Origin of the sequence: Actinoallomurus rhizosphaericola, from assembly GCF_024055675.1 — a bacterium.
Classification (GTDB): domain Bacteria; phylum Actinomycetota; class Actinomycetes; order Streptosporangiales; family Streptosporangiaceae; genus Actinoallomurus; species Actinoallomurus soli.
In genome coordinates this window covers 636,493-656,384 of sequence record NZ_JAMXMW010000003.1, presented here as the reverse complement: position 1 = coordinate 656,384, position 19,892 = coordinate 636,493, and the positions used below count along the sequence as shown (strand labels likewise).

The window sequence follows — 19,892 nt, the reverse complement described above, 5'->3', positions numbered from 1 at the left end:
ACTCGCGTTCCCCGGTGAAGGGATCGCCGCTCAGTCCTGGGGGGCGGCGAGGACGTCGAGGATCTGCTGTCCGTACTTGGCCAGCTTGCTCTCACCGACGCCGTTCACAGAGGACAGCTCGTCGAGGGAGCCCGGAGCGCGGGTGGCGATCTCGCGCAGCGTCGCGTCGTGGAAGATGACGTACGCGGGGACCCCCTGCTCCTTCGCGGTGGCGGCGCGCCAGGCGCGCAGCCGCTCGAAGACCGGAAGGGCCTCCTCGGGCAGGTCGGCGGCCGCCGCGCGGCCGGCCTTCGCCGTATTCGCCGTCTTCGGCGCCGTACGCGCCGGCTCGCGTCGCATGGGCACCTGCCGCTCTCCGCGCAGCACCGCCGCGCTGGCGTGGGTGAGCACGAGCGTGCCGTAGTCGCCCTCCACGGCCACCAGCCCACGGGCCAGGAGCTGCCGGACGACGCCGCGCCACTCGGCGTCGCTCAGGTCCGCGCCGACGCCGAACACGCTCAGGGTGTCGTGGTCGTTCTGAATGATCTTGGGAGTCTTCTTGCCGAGCAGGATGTCGACGATGTGACCCGCCCCGAACTTCTGACGGTGTTTGCGGTCGAGCCACACCACGGTCGACAGGACCTTCTGCGCGGCGACCGTGCCGTCCCACGACTCCGGCGGCGACAGGCAGGTGTCGCAGTTGCCGCACGTCGTGGCCTCCTGCCCGAAGTAGGCGAGGATCTGGGCGCGGCGGCACTCGACGGTCTCGCACAGGGCCAGCATCGCGTCGAGGTGGGCGGCGAGCCGGCGCCGGTGCGCGGCGTCGCCTTCTGAAGAATCGATGAGCTTGCGTTGCTGGACGACGTCCTGCAGGCCGTACGCCATCCAGGCCGTGGACGGCAGGCCGTCCCGCCCGGCACGACCGGTCTCCTGGTAGTAGCCCTCGACGGACTTGGGCAGGTCGAGGTGGGCGACGAAGCGCACGTCGGGCTTGTCGATGCCCATGCCGAACGCGATGGTGGCGACCATGACGACGCCGTCCTCGCGCAGGAAGCGCGCCTGGTTCGCCGCGCGGACGGCCGGGTCGAGCCCCGCGTGGTACGGCAGGGCGGTCACGCCGTTCTCCACGAGGAAGGCGGCGATCTTCTCCACCGACGCGCGGGACAGGCAGTAGACGATGCCCGCGTCGCCCGGGTGCTCGGTGCGCAGGAACTCCAGCAGCTGCCGTTTCGGCTCCCGCTTCGGCACGATGCGGTACTGGATGTTCGGCCGGTCGAAGCTCGCCACGAAGTGACGGGCGTCCTCCAGGCTCAGCCGCGCCGTGATCTCCTGGTGGGTGGCCGGGGTCGCGGTGGCGGTCAGCGCGATCCGGGGCACGTCGGGCCGGCGCTCGTGCAGCAGCGACAGCGCCAGGTAGTCCGGCCGGAAGTCGTGCCCCCACTGCGCCACGCAGTGCGCCTCGTCGATCGCGAACAGCGAGATGTCGGCGCGGTCCAGCAGCCGCAGCGTCGACTCCAGGCGGAGGCGCTCCGGCGCGAGGTATAGCAGGTCCAGCTCGCCCGCCGTGAACGCCGCCTCGACCGTGCGCCGCTCGTCCGGGTCCTGGGTGGAGTTGAGGAACCACGCGCGCACGCCGAGGGCCCGCAGCGCGTCGACCTGGTCCTGCATCAGGGCGATGAGCGGCGAGACGACGACGCCGACGCCCTTCCGCACGAGCGCGGGGATCTGGTAGCAGAGCGACTTGCCCCCGCCGGTCGGCATGAGCACCAGCGCGTCCCCACCGGCGACGACGTGCTCGATGATCTCCTGCTGGCCCTCTCGGAACTCCTCGTAGCCGAAGACCCGCCGCAGGACCTCGGACGCCTCGCTCATCGGTTCGGAGAAAGCCACCCCGTCACCCTACGGGCAACCACCGTCTCGCCGTGCCCCGAATCCGCCCCCTGTGGACGACCGGGGCGAAGTGACCTCCGGATGACGTTCCCGGACCGGCGGGGGACGTCGTGCCCGCCCGGGCGAGACGTGGCGGCGGACGCCGCGCCAGCTCGGGCGAGACGTGGCGGCGGACGTCGTGCCCGCCCGGCCGCGTCAAGAGCGCCGGAGACGGGCGGCCGCGGCCGTCAGCGACGCGTCGGTCTCCGCGGCGAGGAGGCCGACGAGCTCACCCGCGGGAAGCTCCCGGGTGAGGGCGTGCGCTTGGCCGGCCCACAGGTTCACCAGGTCGGGGTCGCCCGCGGCGCGCGCGGCCTGCCGCAGCGGCGCGGTGACGTGGTGGATCTCGGGGTAGGCGACCGGGGCGTCGTCGCTGTGCCGTTCGAGGAAGCGGTTGCGGATCCCCCGCGCGAGGCGTCCGGTGAACGCCCGCGTCATCGCGGTCGGGGTCGTGGAGGCCAGAGCCCGCCGGTGCACCGCGGACGTGCCGGCCTCCGGGCAGCGCAGGAACGCCGTGCCGAGCTGCGCGGCCACGGCTCCCGCGGCCAGCGCGGCCGCGATCCCGGCGCCGGTGACGATGCCGCCGGAGGCCACCAGCGGTACGTCGACGGCGCCCCGCAGGAGCTGCAGCAGGGACAGCAGCCCGATCCCCTCGCCGCGGTCGGCGGGGTCGTCGACGAAGGAGCCCCGGTGCCCGCCCGCCTCCGCGCCCTGGGCGACGAGCGCGTCGGCGCCGGCGGCCACCGCCTGGACGGCCTCCTCCTCACGGGTCACCGTCACCCAGACCTCGCTGCCGACGTGGTGGAGTCGCTCGACGACCTCGGCGGACGGGCGGCCGAAGGTGAACGACACCACCGGGACGGGCGACGCGGTCAGCAGGGCGAGCTTGGCCGGCCACCCGTCGTCCTCGAACCGGGGCTCCCCGAGGTCGGCGCCCGCGCGCGCGGCCTCCTCGGCGAGCCCGGCGGTGTACCGCGCGACGGTCTCGGGGGCCGTCGGGCGGCCGGGCACGAAGAGGTTCACCCCGATCGGACGGCGGGTGAGGGCGCGTGTCTCGTCGAGCCGCGTGCGCAGGGCCTCGGGGGTGAGGTAGCCGGCGGCGAGGAACCCCAGCCCCCCGGCCTCGCTGACCGCCGCGGTGAGCCGTGGCGTGGACGGGCCTCCGGCCAGCGGAGCCAGCACGATCGGCACGGGCAGTTCGTCGAGGATCATCCCCGTCCTCCGCTCGCCGTGGGCCGGGCGGACCGGCCGTGGATCCGGTGAACGAACCATCGTACGGTGCTCGGGATCCGCTTCACCGGCCGGGCGCATATACGGGGATCTGACGGGTATCGGTGCGCACGTCCCCGTCAGTGGCCCCGAGGAAGGCGCAGATGCAGGTCGTCGCGAAGCGGCGCGGTACGGAGGAGGCCAAGGCCTCCCGACCTTTCACCGCGCGACTCATACGGTGGTTGTGGGTCCTCGTCGCACTGGCGGTGGCCGTGGTCTTCGCCGTCGCGCTCGCCCGGCTGACCCTGCGCCCGGTGCCCGGCGCGAGCGGGCAGGTGCACGACAACCCGCATCCGGGAGCCACGCTGCGCTTCTATCTCGACCGGCCGAGCATCAAGGAGGCGGTCCTCGAGATCGGCGGCAACCTGGCGCTCCTGATGCCGCTCGGCGTGCTGCTGCCCGTCCTCTTCGGCGGTCTTCGCGGCATCGTGCGCCTGACCCTGACGGTGGGCCTGATCTCCCTGGCGATCGAGGCGGTCCAGGGACTGCTGATCACCGGACGCAGCTTCGACGTCGACGACGTGATCCTCAACACGGCGGGCGCGGTCATCGCGTACCTCCTGGTCGGCCGCAGGTTCGGGCGCTGGGCGCATCCGGGTTGACCCGGCGGAGCACGGTGGGGTTTCGTTACCCGCCTGTGACTCCTTCTAAGATTGTCGGGTGACAACCAAGGCCGTCACCCGAGACGTGAGCCCCGGGGCGGCCGATCCGTGTCGGCTCTTCCGGAGGTTCTCGGTCCGGTCCCGTAATTCTTCGGCGGCGAGATCCTGACCAGGGTCGCGACCGCTCGGCATGGCGGGCCGCCGATCACGAGTCCATCACTGAGGAACCGGAGGAGAATCAAGTGACGGTAGCCGAGAGCAGCGGCGCCGCCGCGGTCGCGGAGTTCCTGCGGGCGCGGAGAGAACAACTGGCGCAGCAGTGGGCGGACCTCGCGCTCTTCCGCGCCGTGTACACCTCCGGCCGCGACGTTGCCGTGAACGCCGCCCACGGCCTGGTCGACGCCCTTACCGAGGTGGCGCGGGACGGACGGATGGACGACGTCACCGTTCCCGCGCTCGACCAGGTGCGTGCGCTCCTGGCCCAGGTGATCGCCGCGCGCTCCCAGGCCGGGGCGGGCCCGTTGCAGGTCGCGGGGGAGGTCGCCGAGCTCAAACGGCCGGTGATCGCGATGGTCGGCCGTGAGCTCGCGGACGTCGACCGGGGTGCGGCGCTGATCGCCGCGACGGACCTCATGGGAACGGTCCGGCTCGTCGGCATGGAGATCTCCCTGAGCGACGAGGGCGCGATCGTGGCCCGGCAGCGCCAGCAGCTGAGCGAGATCGCCACGCCGGTCCTGAAACTCTGGGACCGGGTGGTCGCGGTCCCGCTGATCGGTACGCTCGACAGCGCCCGTACGCAGGTGGTCATGGAGACGCTGCTGGAGGCGATCGTCGACGAGCGCGCCACCGTGGCGATCCTGGACATCACCGGAGTGCCGCTCGTCGACACGGTGGTCGCCCAGCATCTGATGAAGACCGCGCTGGCCGTACGCCTCATGGGCGCCCGGTGCGTGGTCAGCGGAATCCGTCCCCAGATCGCCCAGACCATCGTCCAGCTCGGCATCGACCTGGGCGACATCATCACCCGGGCCACGCTGGCAGACGCGCTGGAATGGGCCCTCGGCCAGGTCGGCACCAGCGTCGGCCGGGCGTGAACACGGGGACCGGCATGCAACGCGTATCCGTGCACCGGCTCGGTGAGGTCCTGCTGGCGAGCATCCAGCAGGAGCTCACCGATTCCCTCGCGGTCGCGCTGCGGCAGGACCTGACGGGGATGGCCGCGGCGGGGACCCGCGGTGTGATCATCGACATCTCGCAGGTGGAGATCGTCGACTCCTTCCTCGCCCGCGTTCTGGCGGAGATCGCCGCGGCGACGCGCATCCTGGCGGGGCGTACCGTCGTGTGCGGGATGCGGCCGTCCGTGGCGATCACCATGGTGGAGATGGGGCTCGGCCTGCCGGGCCTGCACACCACCCGGTCGCTGGAGGACGCCCTCACGCTCCTCGAGGCCGGCGAGGTAAGCCTATGACCACCGCGGCCGTGACGTCCCTGCCGATCACCAGCGACCTGGAGATCGCCGGTGTCCGCCAGGCGGTCCGCGAGGCCGCCGTGGCGGCCGGCTTCAGCCTCGTCGAGCAGACCAAGGTCGTCACCGCCGCCAGCGAACTCGCCCGGAACACCCTCGTGCACGGGGGAGGCGGCCGGTTGGAGATCACGATGCTGGAGCGGCCCCAGGGAAAGGGCATCCGACTGCGGTTCCGCGATGAGGGGCCGGGCATCGCCGACGTGGAGACGGCGCTGTCCGACGGGTACACCACGGGCCACGGGCTGGGTCTCGGGCTCGGCGGCGCGCGCCGGCTCGTACAGGAGTTCGCCATCGACACGGGCCCCGGCCGCGGGACGACGGTCACCGTCACGGCGTGGCCGCGCGGAGCACGGAGGGCCTGACGGTGAGCCTCCGCGTGCAGGTGGGCGCGGGGTGGAACATCCCCGTGTCCGACGAGAGCCAAGTCCACGGTGCGGTCGCCGCGGGCACCTCCGCGGCCCGGGTCGCCCGGCTCGACGCGAGGTCCACGGCCCGCTGCGAGCTGCTCGCCGCCGAGCTCGCCACCAACCTCGTCAAGCACGCGTACGGCGGCCGGCTGCTGGTGTCCGCGTCGGAGCACGGCGTCGTCCAGCTGATCGCCGTTGACCGTGGCCCGGGTATCCCCGACGTTCTCGCGTCGATGACCGACGGGTACACGACGACGTCGTCTCTCGGCGGCGGACTGGGCACGTGCCGCCGGGCGGCCACCCAGTTCGACCTCTACAGCCGGCCGGGGCAGGGGACGGTGGTGCTGGCCCGGGTCGGCGCCGCCGCCGCGGACGGCGCGGACGGGATCGAGGTCGGCGGCGTGCTCACCCCGCACCCCGCGGAGTCGGCGGCGGGCGACGGATACGGGGTCGCCTGGGAGGGCGACCGGTTGACCGTCGTGGTCGTCGACGGACTCGGGCACGGCCCCGCCGCGGCGGAGGCCCGGCAGGCGGCCCTCGACGTCGCCGGGCGGCACACCGTCACCGACGTCGCCCGGCTGCTGCGCGAGATCGACGCCGGTCTGCGGACGACCAGGGGAGCGGCGGCGGGGGTGGCACAGGTCGACGGCTGGGCGCGCAGGCTGACCTACGGAGGCGTGGGGAACGTCGCCGGCCGTCTCCACCCGCCCCGCGAGGGGCGTACGCTCCTGAGCGTGCCCGGCATTCTCGGTGCCGGAGTCCCCGCCCGCTCCCACCGCCTCGACTCGGCCGACTGGACCGGTCCCGCGCTGCTCGTGCTGCACAGCGACGGGATCAACGGTCGCTGGCGGCTGGAGGACTATCCGCAGGCCGACCGTCACCACCCCGCCGTCCTCGCCGCGCTGATCTGGCGGGACGCCAATCGCGGCAACGACGACGCCACCGTGGTGGTGGTCAGAACCCCGACGGACAGGGGCACTCGATGAGGCAGCGGATCTACGACGGACCCGTCACGGAGGCCGGCGCGGCGCTGGCCTGCGTCGCGGACGCCGCGGTCCGGCTCGGAGTGGCGGCCGACGAACGCGCGCGGTTCCTCGCGGACGTCGCCCGTGCGCTGCGGGATCACCACCCCGCCGGCACGTTCGAGCTGACCGCCGAGGACCACCGGCTGATGGCGGTGATCAGGGGCGGGACGCCGCCGGAGCGTACGATCACCCTGGCCGCCGTGGGCACGGGCCCCCGGCCGATCGACGGCACGCCCGCCCACGCCGGGACCGCGTTGCTCGATCACCTCATCGAGCTGCAGACCCTGGTCGAGTGGTCGCAGAAGGAGCTGGAGCAGACCAACAAGGGCGTCGTCGCGTTGCACGCGGAGCTCGCCGAGAACACCGAGCGGCTGCGCGAGGCGAGCGACCTGCAGCAGCGTTCCCTCCGCGCCGAGCGCACGGCCCGTGCGGCCGCCGACGCGGCCCGGTCCCGGCTGGCGTTCCTCGCCCACGCCGGGTCGACCCTGTCGGAGTCCCTGGACCACGAAACGGTCCTGGCCCGGCTGCACTCCCTCACCGTCCCCCGCTACGCCTCGGCGGTGACGGTGTGGCTCGTACGCGGGTCCGGGCCGCTGGAGCCGTACCCGGCACCGCCCGCGCCGTCCACCGCAACGCCCCCGTCGGCAGCCGGAGCGCCCGCGACGTCCGCGGCAGCGCCCTCGTCGTCCGCGGCAGCGCCCGCGGTGGCCGCCGGAACGCCCTCGTCGGCTGCCGCGGTGGCCGCGGCAGCGCCCGCGTCGGCCGGAACGCCCTCGCCGTACGTCGAGAAGGCCTATGTCAGCGGCCGGGTCCAGCGGGCCACCGTGGCCCGCGGCGACACGGACGCCGGTGGAGACCTCGACGGCCGGCCGGGTCGGGAGCCGCTCCTGGCCCTTCCACTGATCTCTCACGGGGTCACGCTGGGCGTCCTGGAGGCCCGGGCCGCCGCGCCGTCGTTCGGCACCGAGGACATCGCCATGTTCCGGGAGCTGGCGCGGCTCACCGCGGCGGCGATCGACAACGCGCTGCGCTACGAGCACGAACGCGACGTCGCCGAACGCCTGCAGCGCGCCATGCTCACCAAGCTGCCGCCGGCCGCGCGGCTGGAGTTCACCGCGCGCTACCTCCCCGCCGAGGCGGGGCTGAACGTCGGCGGCGACTGGTACGACGCGTTCGAGCGCCCGGACGGCGACGTGATCGTCGCCGTCGGCGACGTCACGGGACACGGGCTGCAGGCGGCGGCGCTCATGGGCCAGTTGCGCACAGCCCTGCGCGCCTACGCGATGGACGCCGAAGGCCCCGGGGAGGTGCTGACCCGCATGCACCGGATGCTCTCCCACCTGCAGCCCGAGGACCTGGCCACCGCCGTGCTCGCCCACCTGTCGCCCGACGGCCGCCTGCGCTGGTCGAACGCCGGCCACCCGCCGCCGCTGCTGCGCGCACCGGACGGTTCGGTCACCGTGCTGGACGGCCATGACTTCCTGCTCGGCATGCCGTTCGAGAAGGCCACGATCACCGAGCACGGCACCCGGTTGACGCCGGGGTGCGCCGTCATCTTCTACACCGACGGCCTGATCGAGCGCCGCGACGCCAGCCTGGACCACGGCATCGAACGCCTCGCCGCGGCGTTCCGGTCGGCCGAGGGGGACCTCGACCACATCGCCGACAGCGTGCTCAACGCGATGCTGAGCGACAGTGTCCGAGAGGACGACACCTGCCTTCTGATCTTCCGGGCGCTGCCCGAGCCCGCCGTCGGCGAGGTCCTCGACGCGGACCCGGCCCTCGTGTGCCGGGACGGCGCGACCGAGGCCTGACGGACGCGGCCGGGACCGCCCCGCGCCATACGGCCGACCAGGCGGAGACCGCCTCGCCGCGGACCGACCGAGACGGTCCCGCACAGCGGGACCGAGACCGGGACGGCCCCGCACCCAACGGGTGCGGGGCCGTTGCCGGTCGGGTCGGGTCAGGAGGTGACGGTGAGCGTCTCGGCGACGGGGCGCGGGCTGTTCGGGGTGCACGTGGCCGTGATGTTCCCGAAGATCGCGACGTTCGCCTTGATGCTGAGGTTGCCGCCCCGGAACTGGTCGGTCCCGACCGCGGTCGGGGTCCAGTTGCCGGCGACGTCGGCGGTGACGGGCTGGTTGGCGGGGATCGACCCGCCGGACCCGGTGAGGTTGAAGGACGCGGTCTGCGCGCCGCTCACGTCGGCGGTCAGGGTGGCGCTCCAGGAGTTGATCGTCAGCGGGGACGACAGAGTGGTCACCACGTGCACGGTGGCGTGGACGGAGGTGTTGACCTTGGCCGGGTTCGGCGTGGCCGTGGCGGTCCCGTTCACGCTGATGCTCTGGGTGCCGAGGATCGAGTTGCAGGTGTAGGAGGTCGAGAACGTCGACGCGCCGGCCGGTGCCTGCGCCGCGACGACGCCGAGGCCGCCGAGGGCGATGACCGTGGCGGCGGTGGCCGCGCGCCGGCCCAGGGAGATGTTCATGGCGGGCTCCTTCCGGCCCGGGAACCTAGCGGGGGGAACTTGACCCGGGCCTCTTACTTATCTGTAACAAGCCCGTAATGTCCGTCAACTTACTAGTGAGTAAGTTTCATGTTCTCCGTAGTCCGCGCACGCGAAAGGGGTCCCGCACCTCTCGGGTGCGAGACCCCTTGCCGGTCGAGCGCGCCTAGGCGTGCGCGATCAGCGACCTGCTAGCGCCTGCGGTGCTCAGAACCAGCCGTCGTCGCAGCCGCACCAGCAGAAGTCCCAGCAGCCCCAGCCGCCACCCCAGCCACCGCCCCAGCCGCCGCCGCAGCTGGGAAGGAGCTGTGCCTGCTGAGGCGCGACGCTCATCGTCTGGGCGCCGGCCGGCGCGGCGGCGCCCAGCGTGAGGGCGGTCGCTCCCGCAAAGGCCAGGCCGGAGATGCCGAGTGCCATCCGCTTCGGAATCCTCATCTGAAGAACCTCCTTGGGTCGGCGCGTGGCGTGTCGATTCTCGATCACGCCCGGCAATTGGACTATTTCGGTCCGTTCGCCACAAACAACACCATATCCCCGGATCGTCGGAACCAACCTGAAAAGCGCATTTATGGCGATAATTGACTCTCGTCCTCCACGTCATATATCTGCCCTTTAATTGGCAAATATGGCTGCTTTTGGCTTCGGGGAGGAAGAGGTGAAGTGCGCGGGTCGCGGACCCTCGGTCTGCGCGCAGGGCCAGGTGGTTGGCGCTGTGGCGAGGCGGATCCCGTCGTCGTTCCGGGCCGGGGCGGGATGATTCGACGCCGATGCCGTACGGGGCCGGGAGTTCGCGACCCGTTCCCGTAAATGGCCGTTGCCATCACCGTCATCGGGCGCATGGTCCGGCAGGGCCCGATAATCGGATGACCGTGTGAGGGAATCGCTCAGGGCGGTCGGCACAATGAAATCCTCATGCACGGGGTTCCGGCCCACCATGGACGGCAAACGGGGGCTCCGCCGCCGGTCGGCATCCGCCCGGCCCGCCCCGGTCCGCCGGGGCCCGCGAGCGAGCCCGGAGCCGGATCGGGCGGCCTGCGTGCCGACACCTACGCCGCCCGCCGTACTGCCGGGCCGTCCGTACCGCGGGCCCGGACACCGGTTCCCCCCGTCGGGACCAACGGGAGCCTGTCAGGGACCTTCCGCCCTTGGGGGGCGCGACCTCCGCCGGGTGTCCTGAACGTGAAGCCTCATGGCGCCCGCCGGTGAGCGCCGCGGGCACGGAGAGGAGGCGACCCTCGTGAACCAGGTCCTCGTGGGAACGGACGGGTCCGACAGCGGCACGGCCGCCGTGCGCTGGGCGGCCGAGGAGGCGGTCCGCCGGGCCCTGCCCCTGCGGATCCTCCACGCCGTCGCGCCGTGGCTGTACGAGACGCCGGTCGATCCGCGCTTCGCCTCGATACGGACGTGGCTGCTGTCCCAGGGCGGCACGGTCGTCGACGAGGCGGTCGCGGCCGCGTGTGAGCGTGAGCCCGGTGTCGCGGTCGAGGGCGAGCTGGTGCCGGGCCCGGCGACCCGGATGCTCCTGGAGCGGGCGGGCGGGGCGACGATGCTGGTGCTGGGCAGAAGCGGGATGGGCGCGGCCGGCCTCGTGCTGGGTTCGACGACCTTGCAGGTGGTGGCGCACGCGCCGGTGCCCGTCGTCGTGGTCCGGAGCCTGGAGCCGGGGGAGCGGCGGGGGGTCGTGGTCGGGGTGGACACGGCCGCGAGCGGAGAGTCGGCGATCGCCCTGGCGTTCGAGGAGGCGGCGTTGCGGACCGCGCCGCTGCGGGTGGTGCACGCGTGGTGGCACCCCGCCTCGACCGCTCCGGGCGACATCCGGCCGCTCGTGTACGACCCGCAGGCGATGGCGGAGGACGAGCTGCGGCGGATCGAGGAGGCGCTGACGCCCTGGCGGGAGAAGTGCCCCGACGTCGAGGTGATCCCGGAGGCGGTGCACGGACGCGCCGGGCGCGTACTCACCGAGGCCGCCGAGCGGGCGGAGCTGCTGGTGGTGGGGACACGCGGCCGGGGCGGGTTCACGGGGTTGCTGCTCGGTTCGGTCTCGCACGCGCTGCTGCACCGGGCGAAATGCCCGCTGGCGGTGGTACCGGCCGCCCGGTGACGGTCTCCGCGCCCTCGCCCCGCACTGCAAGAGGACGGGCGACGGCGTCGGCCCCGGCGCCTGCACCCACCTCCGGGAGCCCGCCCCCCCGGGGAACCCGCCCGGAGTCGGCCGCCGCACCTCCGGCGCATGCTTCGTCCCGCCGGGAGGCCGGCCGGCGGCCGTGTTTCCCGGCTCGGGGCGGTTCGGCGGTGGCGCACAGGCCGTGGAGTACAGGAGGAGAGAAGGATGGATTCCGCGAACGCTCCGGAGCGCGAGACGGTCGCGCACCTGCTCGTCGATGCCGCCGTGTGGGCGCCGTCGGCGCACAACACCCAGCCCTGGTGGTTCGAGACCCATGGCCGGACGGTCACGTTGCACGCCGACGCCGAACGCCGCCTGGACGTGGCGGACCCGCAGGGCCGGGAGATGCTGATCAGCTGCGGTGCCGCGCTCTTCACGCTGCGGCTCGCCGTACGCCGTCTCGGGCGGATGCCGGAGGTGCGGATGGCCTCCGACCCGGACCGGCCGGAGCTGATCGCCGACGTGACCATGGGTGAGCCGCAGCCCGTCACCGAAGAGGAACGCCGGATGTACGACCAGATCAAGCGGCGGCGCACCCATCGCGGCGGCTTCCGGGCCGGTGCGCTGCCGGTCGGCCTCCTGCAGTCCCTCCGCGCTCACGCGTGCGCCGAGAACGCCTTCCTGCGGATCGTGGCGGACCCGCGCGTGCGGGTCGCGCTCGCCGCGCTCTCCGAGGTGGCCGAGCAGGTGCAGTGCATGGACCCGGCGTTCGTCGCGGAGGTGGCCCGCTGGGCGCCCACGCCCTGCAGCGAACGGCTGGACGGCGTGCACGAGACGGCCTACCCGCGCGATCCCGACCACACCGATCCGTATTTCGCCGACCGGGACTTCGCCCGCGGTCAGGGCTGGGGCCTGGTCGGCGGCGAACGGCGGGAGGCCACCGGAGTCGTCGCCGTCCTGACGACCACGGGGGACGGCCGGGACGACTGGCTGCGGGCGGGCCAGGCCCTGCAACGGGCCCTGCTGCGGGCCACGGAGGACGACGTGTCGGCCGCGTTCCACACCCAGGCGCTGGAGGTCCCGGAGCTACGGGAGTTCGTACGGACGCGGTTCTGCGACGGCACGTACCCGCAGATGATGATGCGCTTCGGCGTGGCCGACGAGGAGTTCGGCAGCGTCCGCCGGCCGGCCGCCGACGTGGTGGTGGGCGAGCTCTGAGGCACCGGGCCGGACCGCGCGGGCGCAACGCTTCGGCCGGCGGACGTGGGAGGTTGACTTGCCGGGCGCAACCCGCCGGCGGGACGGTTGGTCGGTCACCGCGCCGGGTGCGTCGGCGGGCGGGCGCGTCGGCGGGAGGGCGCGTCGGCGGGAGGGGCAGGTCTGGTCAGGCGCGTCCGGTCCAGCGGGGGGCCGTGGCGGTCCACGCCGCCTCCCACAGGGCCATGCGCCGGCGCTCCAGCCGTCGGTTGACCGCGGCGTACGCGCCGGCGTGCAGGATCGCGAGCGAGGTCAGCGCGGCGAACACGGCCAGAGTGGTGTCGGTCAGTGTCTGGGCGTGTGTGCGGGGCCGGGCCGTGAGCTCGCCCGCCTGGTTGATCCAGACGCGGCGGTGGGTGCCGACGTGGTCGTCGCCGGCGGGAACGACGCCGCCGCTGTGCCAGTGGCCCGTCCGGTCGCGCCAGCGCAGCCGTGTCTCCTGCTCCACGCCGTTCCTCGACGCCGCCGCGCCGGTGGCCGTCACCACCGCGTCGACCTGGTACCGGGTCTGCGCCTGGCGGTGCTCCGCCCGAAGCCCGGCGCCGGCAACGAAGTGGATCATGAGCGCGGAGGCGATCACGCCGGTGATCAGGAACAGGGCCCCGAGGACCGCCACGAGGCGGGAATGGAGCCGGTCGAGCGGACGCCGCAGAGGGTTGCGGTCCGGGCGCAGGTAACGGATGCAGCCCAGCACCTGGATCGTGAGTGCACGCATGGGACACCTCCATCACGGCCACCTCTACCCGCAGGTTAGGCGTCCTCGCACGAAAATGGGGAGGGTCTCTGGTCCTGGCCTGAAAGACCGAGAGTCCTTCCCCTCCGCGGGCTTTTGCCTCTGCCCGCCGAAGGCCCGGCGCGGTTGGCTTTCAGTAGCCGTCCGAGCCGGTCCCGAGAGTAGGGGGAAGGTCCCATGACGAGCTTCGATGGCAGTCACGTCCTGGTGGGCTTCGACGGCTCGCCGGGGGCGGAGCGCGCGCTGCGCCGGGCGGCCGAGGAGGCGCGGGCCCGCCGGCTGCCGCTCACCGTCTGCCACGCCTGGCACTGGCCGTACCCGGTCTCGCCATCGGGGCCGGAGGCGCTGGAGACGGCGCGGAGGATGGGGCGGCACACCCTCGACCACGGAGTGTTCGTCGCCGAGCGGCTGTGCCCGGCGCTGATGGTGCGGCCGCGCTTCGCGACGGGCCCGGCCTCGGCGGTCCTCATCGACGAGTCGGAGAACGCCGCGCTGGCGGTCGTCGGCTCGCACGGGCGGGGTGGGTTCGTCGGCCTCGGAGCCGGATCGACGGCGCTGCACCTGGCCGCGTACGGCCACTGCCCGGTCCTGGTGATGCGTGAGGACCCGGAGCCGGACGGTCCCATCGTCGTCGGCGTGGACGGCTCGCCCGCCGCCGAGGCCGCGCTGGCGTTCGCGTACGAGGAGGCGGTCCTGCGGCGGCGGTCCATACGGGCGGTGTTCGCCTGCTGGGAGCCCGAGGCCATCGCCTCGGCCGAGATGGGGATGCTGCGGGATCCGGAGCAGCTCCGGATGCTCAGCGCCGCCCGGCTGGAGCGCACGGTGTGCCCGTGGCGGGAGAAGTACCCGTCGGTCGAGACGGAGACCAGGCTGGTCATGCGGACGCCCCGTCACGCGCTGCTGGAGGCCGCCACCGACGCCGGGCTCCTCGTCGTGGGGGATCGCGGGCTCGGCGGTCTCCCGGGGCTCCGGCTGGGCTCGGTGAGCCACGCCGTTCTGGTCCACGCTCCGTGCTCGGTCGCGGTCGTACGCCCTCGCAGATGAACGGGCACGTCCTTCCATTCCGTTCCTGCGCCCGCCGGTCCCGGCGCAGGCGAGCGGCCGCAGGTCAGTCACGTCGTACGCGACCGACCTGACCGGCTCGGCCGCCATGCGAGCCAGGCCGGTGCGTGGGTGATCAGGCGACGGGCGCCCCGAGCATGAGCTCGGACAGGTCGGTGATCACCCGCTGCGCTCCGTACTCGGGCAGCAGGAGGGACCGGCCGCCCCGGTCGACCCCGATGACGAGGCCGAATCCGCCGCGCCGCGCGGCGCGGACGGCGGCGAGGTTCTCCTCGATGACGGCGGTCCGCGCCGGAGGGGTCCCCATCCGCCGCGCCGCCTCCAGCATGAGGCAGAGGTCCGCCGTCGCGGGATGGATCTCGATCGGATCGAGCGCGTCCAGACGGACGTCGAACAGTCCCGCCAGGCCGGCTCTGCGCAGCAGCTCGGCGGCGTACCGGGTGGCGGAGACGGCCGCCGTTCGCACCCCGTGCAGACGGACCGCGTGGACGACGCCGACCGAGGAGGCGAACGCCCGTACGCCGAGCCGGCGGACGATCGTGAGGAACACCTCCTCATGGCGCGCGCTCAGGCCCCGCAGGGCGTCGAAGCACAGGGGGATCTCGCACGCCGTGAGGTACTCCCGCAGGCCGTCGATCGTGGTCCGCCCCTGCATGTACCGGCGGTAGTCGGTGACCGCGTCGAAGTACCTGCACTCCACCTCGCACACGGCGGCGTGTGAGCGCAGGAACGGATCGAGCACGGCCTTCCAGGCCGTGCCCGACGCACGTGCGGTCTCGACGAGGACGCCGTCCACGCCGAATATGACCGCCGCGATGTCACCCCGTACGCGCTCGTGGGCTATGGTCCGCATGCCGTTCTCCCCCTCTCGCGCGGTCCTTCCGGCGATCCACGACCGCCCGCCCGCGGCGAGTGGCGGCCGGTCATGGCGGCATCACGACGGTGAGCGGCCACGAGGACGGCTCACCGTCCAGGACGCGTGCCGCCCGCGAGGTCAGGATGACGATGGCGACGTCGGTGCCGAGGGATCGCCAGGCGGCGCGGACGGCCTCCGGTTCTTCCGCGGGCAGGACGATCGCTCCGGCGAGGCCGAAGCCCGTGACCTTGGCCCCTTCTCCGATGATCGCGATTTCGGCCATCTGATGCCTTTCTTTTGGTCTTCCCTTAATTGGCCGTCTCATCCCCTGCCGGGAGGTCGAGGAGGGCTCCCGGCGGCCCGCGGGTGCCGGGCCGGGCGGGCCGCCCGGTCGGCGACCGGCGCGAGGCGCTCCCTCATGGTCCGAAGGCGAGGTGGCCCGGGGACAGGGGCGGCCGGGTGCCCGAAAAGGGACCTTTGTCCCGCTTAGTGCGTCGGAGGGGTGGAATTCACAGGCGGTGAGCGGCTCCCGTACCCCCGACGAGACAGGGCCCGTGATCGCCTATGTCGACGGGACGCCTTCCGGCGACGAGGCCGTCGTCTGGGCCATCGAAGAGGCGGGTCGCCGCGGCGTCGTCGTACGGGTGCTGCCGAGGCGGGAACCGGACCGGCTGCTCGCCGAGGCCGCCGACGCCGCGATGATCGTCGTCGGCTCCACGGGGTTCCTGGCGATGTCCCGCCTGTCCACCGGGTCGACCGCCATGGAGGTCGCGGTCCGCGCCGACGTACCGGTCGTCGTCATCCGCCCGGGACTGCCCGACGCCGCGCCGGGACCGTCGGCCGGCCGGGTCGTGGCCGGCGTGGACGGGTCCGCGCTGTCCGAGGCGGCGATCCGGTTCGCCTTCACCGAGGCGGACGACCGCGAGTGCGGGCTCACCCTCGTTCACGCCGTCGACCGTGAGGAGGACCGGGAGCCGGGGGAGGCCGCGCTCACCCGGCTCGCCGGCGAGCGCCCGGACGTGCGGACGGTCGTCCGCGCCGGCCTGGCGAGCCGGATCCTGATCGACGAGTCCGCGGGCGCGGAGCTGCTCGTGATCGGGTCACGGGGGCGCGCCGGGCTGAGCGGCATGCTGCTCGGCTCGGTGAGCCAGGCCGTCGTCCACCGCGCGCACTGCCCGGTCGCCGTCGTCCGCGCGCCTCCCGGCTGAGCCCGAGACCGCGCCGTACGCGGGACCGCGCCGTACGCGGGACCGTGCCGTTCGCGGGACCGTGCTGTTCGCGGGACCGTGCCGTTCGCGGGACCGTGCTGTTCGTGAGGCCGTGCTGTTCGTGAGGCCGTGCCGCTCGCGCGGACCGGTCCGGGGCCCGATGACCGGCCTCGTGACCGTAGGTCAAGCGAATCCGCCGAAGATCGCCTAATCTGCGGTGGGTGCGGCTACCTCCCAGGAGCAACCGGCGTCCCACCAGGCGCATCTACCTCACCACCGGCGTCAGCGTCGCATCCGTCGGCCTGGTCGCCCTGTCGGGCGCCGAGGCCGGTGACGGCGGCGCGCTCAAACCCTGGTGGATCGCGCTCAGCATCGTCATGAGCGTGGTGGGCGCCGCGGTCCCCGGATACGAGCAGATCCGCAAGGAACGCCTACGCAAGGAGGCCGAGCAGGCCGCCATCGAGGCCGCGGTCGAGATGCGGGTGACGATGAACGACGCGCTCGACCCGATCGTCCGGCAGATCGGGCGGATCGCGACCGCCACGACCCGCCAGGAGCGCGGCAACCTGCGGGAGGCCACCGTCCCGATGATCCTCGACTCGGCGGCGCACCTCATCGACGCCGAGCGCGTGCGGGCCTGCTGGTTCCGGTTCGCCCCGGGAAAGCCGCGCAAGCTGGAACCGGCGCAGTACGCCGGGCGCGCGGACGAGCCGGTCACGGTGTTCGAGGAGGGCACGGTCGAGGGCGACTCGGTGTTCGCGATGATCCGGCACAACCAGCACGTCGTGTCGCTGGACGTGGAGGCCGACCCGCCGCCGGGGTGGCACGGCTCGGCCCAGCACGGGTACCGCTCGTTCGTCGCGGTGCCGGTCGTCGCCGGGCAGCGGGCGTTCGGGATCCTGACCGTCGACGCCATCGATGTCGCCGGGGTGACCGAGGCGGAGGTGCCGTTCGTGCGGCTGCTGGCCGGCCTGCTCGCGGACGCGCTGGCCTACGGCGCGCCCGACGAGGGGCTGCTCAGGGTCGTGCGGTGAACCGGTCGGTGATCTGGATTGACCTTCGCCCCGAGGGCACCGACACTTGCGGATAGGGAGGGAGTGGATATGGCGGACGACATCGTCGTGCAGGACTCCGACGATCGGTCGGAGCGCATGATCCGTGATCCCAAGCGTTACTTCGCCGAGGCCCGGCGGCGGGCCGAGCGAGAGGTCAGACGCGAGGTGGAGACCGGACCGCGCCGATCCGAGCGCGCGGACCACGGGTAGAACGCGACCGGAACGCCGAACGCCGGCGCGGGTCCCTCGCAGGGCCCGGGCCGGCGCTTCGATCGGTTCGGCTCAGCGCGGAGACACGTCCTCCTCGTCCTCGGATTTGCCCTGTTTGCGCTGTTCGCGCACGAAGGCCTCCTGGGTGGAGTCGTAGTCGCGTCCGACGTGCTCGGCGGCCTGCTCCGACAGGCGCGCCGCGCTGTTCTCCTGCCGGCCGCCCTCGTGGTCGGGCGTCTCGCTCTGCTCGGAATCCATGGGTACCTCCACGGGTCGGTGGTGCGGGGTCTCGGATCGGTGCGCCGACCCGCGGTCAGCGGTGGATGAACTCCTGCATCTTGGTCTTGATGCCCTTCTTCACGATGCCCACCCGATCCGGATCGCCCTTCATGACGGCCTCGGCCATGTCCTTGATCTGGGAGAACTCCGCGTGCGGCGGGATCGGCGGGATGTCGGGGTCGCACCGGACGTCGAGGAGGACCGGTCCGTCCGCGCTCAGCGCGCGGTCCCAGGCAGGCCCGATCTCGTCGGGCTTGTCGACGTGGATCCCCTCCAGGCCGATCATCTTGGCGAACCCCGCGTAGGAGACCTCGGGCAGGGCCTGCGACTCCACGAACTTCGGGGCGCCGCCCATCGCTCGCAGCTCCCAGGTCACCTGGTTCAGGTCGTTGTTGTGCAGCACCGCGACGATCAGTCGCGGATCCTCCCACAGCTCGGCGTAGCGCTTGATCGTGATCAGCTCGGCCATGCCGTTCATCTGCATGGCCCCGTCGCCGACGAACGCGATCGCGGGCCGGTCGGGGTGGGCGAACTTCGCGCCGATGGCGTACGGCACGCCGGGGCCCATCGTGGCGAGCGTGCCGGACAGCGTGCCGCGGACGCCCGACGGCAGCTTCAGGTCGCGGGCGTACCAGTTCGCCGCCGAGCCGGAGTCGGCGGTCAGGATGGCGTTCTTCGGCATCCGGTCGTTGAGCTCGTAGAAGAGCCGCATCGGGTTGATCGGATCGGCGTCGACCATGGCCTCGCGCTCGACGGTCTCCCACCACCGCTCGATGTTCTTCTCGACCTTCTTGCGCCAGGACCGGTTCTTCTTCTTCTTCAGGTGAGGGATGAGCTGCCGCAGCGTCTCGGCCGCGTCACCGACCAGGTTCACCTCGGTCGGGTAGCGCATCCCGATCAGCTTGCCGTCGACGTCGATCTGGACGGCGCGCGCCTGACCGAAGTCGGGGAGGAACTGCGTGTACGGGAAGTTCGACCCGACGATGAGCAGCGTGTCGCAGTCGCGCATCAGCTCCCACGACGGCCGGGTGCCGAGCAGGCCGATGGAGCCGGTGACGTACGGCAGAGTGTCCGGCAGGACGTCCTTGCCGAGCAGTGCCTTGGCCACGCCGGCGCCGGTCAGCTCGGCGACCTCGTGCACCTCCGCGGCGGCGCTGCGGGCGCCCTGCCCGATGAGGATGGCGACCCGCTCCCCGGCGTTGAGGACCTCCGCGGCCCGCTCGATCTCCTCGGACGGCGCGACGGTGACGGGCGGCGTGTAGCCGGGAGCGCTGGACGGGACGTTCTTGAACGCGTGCGCGGGCGGCTCGTACTCCACCTCCTGCAGGTCGGACGGGATGATGATCGCCGTCGGGGCGCGCTCGTCCATCGCGATGCGCATCGCGCGGTCCAGCAGGTTCGGGAACTGCGCCGGGACGGTCGCCATCTGCACGTATTCGCTCGCGACGTCCTTGAACAGCGACAGCAGGTCGACCTCCTGCTGGTAGTTGCCGCCCATCGCCGACCGGGCGGTCTGCCCGACGATCGCCACCACCGGGACGTGGTCGAGCTTGGCGTCGTACAGGCCGTTCAGCAGGTGGATCGCACCCGGCCCGCTGGTCGCCATGCAGACGGCGGGTCTCCCGCTCATCTTGGCGTACCCGACGGCCTCGAAGGCGGACATCTCCTCGTGACGGGCCTGAATGAACTTCGGGTTGTCGTCCGCCCGCTCGAGGGCCGCGACGATGCCGTTGATGCCATCTCCCGGATACCCGAAGAGGTATTCCACGCCCCACTCGCGGAGGCGCTCCAGCAGGTGGTCGGCGACAGTGCGCGTCATCTCTCCTCCTCGTGCGGTTACTAGAAAGGCCGTTCCCGGCGCACGCGGTTGAAACCTGCCGAGCGGG

The 19,892-nt window shown here is 72.8% G+C and carries 21 protein-coding genes; 12 read left to right on the top strand and 9 right to left on the bottom strand.

The window, feature by feature from the left end; genetic code table 11:
- Window positions 1–30: 30 nt before the first annotated feature.
- Window positions 31–1,869 (bottom strand): DNA helicase RecQ, encoded by a 1,839-nt coding sequence (gene recQ, locus NE234_RS10680; RefSeq protein WP_308206874.1) that lies wholly within the window; start codon window positions 1,867–1,869, stop codon window positions 31–33.
- A 195-nt stretch (window positions 1,870–2,064) separates the two neighbouring features.
- On the bottom strand, window positions 2,065–3,120 hold the full coding sequence (locus NE234_RS10675; protein WP_252778741.1) for a nitronate monooxygenase: 1,056 nt from the start codon (window positions 3,118–3,120) through the stop codon (window positions 2,065–2,067).
- A gap of 161 nt (window positions 3,121–3,281) precedes the next feature.
- Between NE234_RS10675 and NE234_RS10670 the strand changes: the two genes are divergently transcribed.
- The 6 genes from NE234_RS10670 to NE234_RS10645 all read left to right on the top strand — a co-directional run bounded on the left by NE234_RS10670 (window position 3,282) and on the right by NE234_RS10645 (window position 8,550).
- Window positions 3,282–3,779 carry a VanZ family protein gene (locus NE234_RS10670; protein ID WP_252778740.1) on the top strand — a complete coding sequence of 166 codons (498 nt, stop codon included), beginning with the start codon at window positions 3,282–3,284 and terminating at the stop codon, window positions 3,777–3,779.
- A 242-nt stretch (window positions 3,780–4,021) separates the two neighbouring features.
- Window positions 4,022–4,873: an STAS domain-containing protein gene (locus tag NE234_RS10665; protein WP_252778739.1), complete on the top strand. Its 852-nt coding sequence runs from the start codon at window positions 4,022–4,024 to the stop codon at window positions 4,871–4,873.
- Window positions 4,874–4,887: 14 nt separating this feature from the next.
- A complete protein-coding gene (locus tag NE234_RS10660) occupies window positions 4,888–5,247 on the top strand; it encodes an STAS domain-containing protein (protein WP_252778738.1) in 360 nt (119 codons plus the stop codon).
- Window positions 5,244–5,666 carry an ATP-binding protein gene (locus NE234_RS10655; protein ID WP_252778737.1) on the top strand — a complete coding sequence of 141 codons (423 nt, stop codon included), beginning with the start codon at window positions 5,244–5,246 and terminating at the stop codon, window positions 5,664–5,666. The genes NE234_RS10660 and NE234_RS10655 overlap by 4 nt, the downstream gene beginning before the upstream one ends.
- A complete protein-coding gene (locus tag NE234_RS10650) occupies window positions 5,639–6,697 on the top strand; it encodes an ATP-binding protein (RefSeq protein ID WP_252778736.1) in 1,059 nt (352 codons plus the stop codon). The genes NE234_RS10655 and NE234_RS10650 overlap by 28 nt, the downstream gene beginning before the upstream one ends.
- Window positions 6,694–8,550, top strand: coding sequence for a PP2C family protein-serine/threonine phosphatase (locus tag NE234_RS10645; protein ID WP_252778735.1), 1,857 nt, complete (start codon window positions 6,694–6,696; stop codon window positions 8,548–8,550). The genes NE234_RS10650 and NE234_RS10645 overlap by 4 nt, the downstream gene beginning before the upstream one ends.
- Window positions 8,551–8,699: 149 nt before the next feature.
- Here NE234_RS10645 and NE234_RS10640 read toward each other — a convergent pair whose 3' ends face one another.
- Both NE234_RS10640 and NE234_RS10635 read right to left on the bottom strand, forming a co-directional pair.
- Window positions 8,700–9,224: a RodZ family helix-turn-helix domain-containing protein gene (locus tag NE234_RS10640; protein ID WP_252778734.1), complete on the bottom strand. Its 525-nt coding sequence runs from the start codon at window positions 9,222–9,224 to the stop codon at window positions 8,700–8,702.
- Between the two features lie 225 nt (window positions 9,225–9,449).
- Window positions 9,450–9,677, bottom strand: coding sequence for a hypothetical protein (locus tag NE234_RS10635; protein WP_252778733.1), 228 nt, complete (start codon window positions 9,675–9,677; stop codon window positions 9,450–9,452).
- Window positions 9,678–10,431: 754 nt separating this feature from the next.
- Between NE234_RS10635 and NE234_RS10630 the strand changes: the two genes are divergently transcribed.
- Window positions 10,432–11,343, top strand: a complete 912-nt coding sequence (locus NE234_RS10630) for a universal stress protein (protein ID WP_252778732.1) — start codon at window positions 10,432–10,434, stop codon at window positions 11,341–11,343.
- A 228-nt stretch (window positions 11,344–11,571) separates the two neighbouring features.
- The gene (locus NE234_RS10625; protein WP_252778731.1) at window positions 11,572–12,564 is read left to right on the top strand and encodes an Acg family FMN-binding oxidoreductase; all 993 of its coding nucleotides are present in this window, start codon (window positions 11,572–11,574) and stop codon (window positions 12,562–12,564) included.
- 166 nt (window positions 12,565–12,730) lie between these two features.
- Here the strand turns inward: NE234_RS10625 and NE234_RS10620 are convergent, their stop codons facing one another.
- Window positions 12,731–13,318: an Rv1733c family protein gene (locus NE234_RS10620; protein ID WP_252778730.1), complete on the bottom strand. Its 588-nt coding sequence runs from the start codon at window positions 13,316–13,318 to the stop codon at window positions 12,731–12,733.
- 195 nt (window positions 13,319–13,513) lie between these two features.
- Between NE234_RS10620 and NE234_RS10615 the strand changes: the two genes are divergently transcribed.
- Window positions 13,514–14,380 carry a universal stress protein gene (locus NE234_RS10615; RefSeq protein WP_252778729.1) on the top strand — a complete coding sequence of 289 codons (867 nt, stop codon included), beginning with the start codon at window positions 13,514–13,516 and terminating at the stop codon, window positions 14,378–14,380.
- 133 nt (window positions 14,381–14,513) lie between these two features.
- Here NE234_RS10615 and NE234_RS10610 read toward each other — a convergent pair whose 3' ends face one another.
- Both NE234_RS10610 and NE234_RS10605 read right to left on the bottom strand, forming a co-directional pair.
- Window positions 14,514–15,251, bottom strand: coding sequence for an HAD family hydrolase (locus tag NE234_RS10610; protein WP_252778728.1), 738 nt, complete (start codon window positions 15,249–15,251; stop codon window positions 14,514–14,516).
- Window positions 15,252–15,321: 70 nt separating this feature from the next.
- The gene (locus NE234_RS10605; protein WP_252778727.1) at window positions 15,322–15,537 is read right to left on the bottom strand and encodes a V-type ATP synthase subunit F; all 216 of its coding nucleotides are present in this window, start codon (window positions 15,535–15,537) and stop codon (window positions 15,322–15,324) included.
- Window positions 15,538–15,808: 271 nt separating this feature from the next.
- Here NE234_RS10605 and NE234_RS10600 point away from each other — a divergent pair, with 271 nt between their 5' ends.
- From NE234_RS10600 to NE234_RS10590, 3 genes are all read left to right on the top strand, one after another.
- Window positions 15,809–16,462, top strand: coding sequence for a universal stress protein (locus NE234_RS10600; RefSeq protein WP_252778726.1), 654 nt, complete (start codon window positions 15,809–15,811; stop codon window positions 16,460–16,462).
- A gap of 221 nt (window positions 16,463–16,683) precedes the next feature.
- Window positions 16,684–17,496 carry a GAF domain-containing protein gene (locus NE234_RS45265; RefSeq protein WP_252778725.1) on the top strand — a complete coding sequence of 271 codons (813 nt, stop codon included), beginning with the start codon at window positions 16,684–16,686 and terminating at the stop codon, window positions 17,494–17,496.
- A 69-nt stretch (window positions 17,497–17,565) separates the two neighbouring features.
- A complete protein-coding gene (locus tag NE234_RS10590) occupies window positions 17,566–17,727 on the top strand; it encodes a hypothetical protein (RefSeq protein ID WP_252778724.1) in 162 nt (53 codons plus the stop codon).
- 72 nt (window positions 17,728–17,799) lie between these two features.
- On the opposite strand, the gene NE234_RS10585 is transcribed toward NE234_RS10590, so the two are convergent.
- A complete protein-coding gene (locus NE234_RS10585) occupies window positions 17,800–17,985 on the bottom strand; it encodes a hypothetical protein (RefSeq protein WP_252778723.1) in 186 nt (61 codons plus the stop codon).
- Window positions 17,986–18,040: 55 nt separating this feature from the next.
- Window positions 18,041–19,825: a thiamine pyrophosphate-requiring protein gene (locus NE234_RS10580; protein WP_252778722.1), complete on the bottom strand. Its 1,785-nt coding sequence runs from the start codon at window positions 19,823–19,825 to the stop codon at window positions 18,041–18,043.
- Window positions 19,826–19,892: the final 67 nt, after the last annotated feature.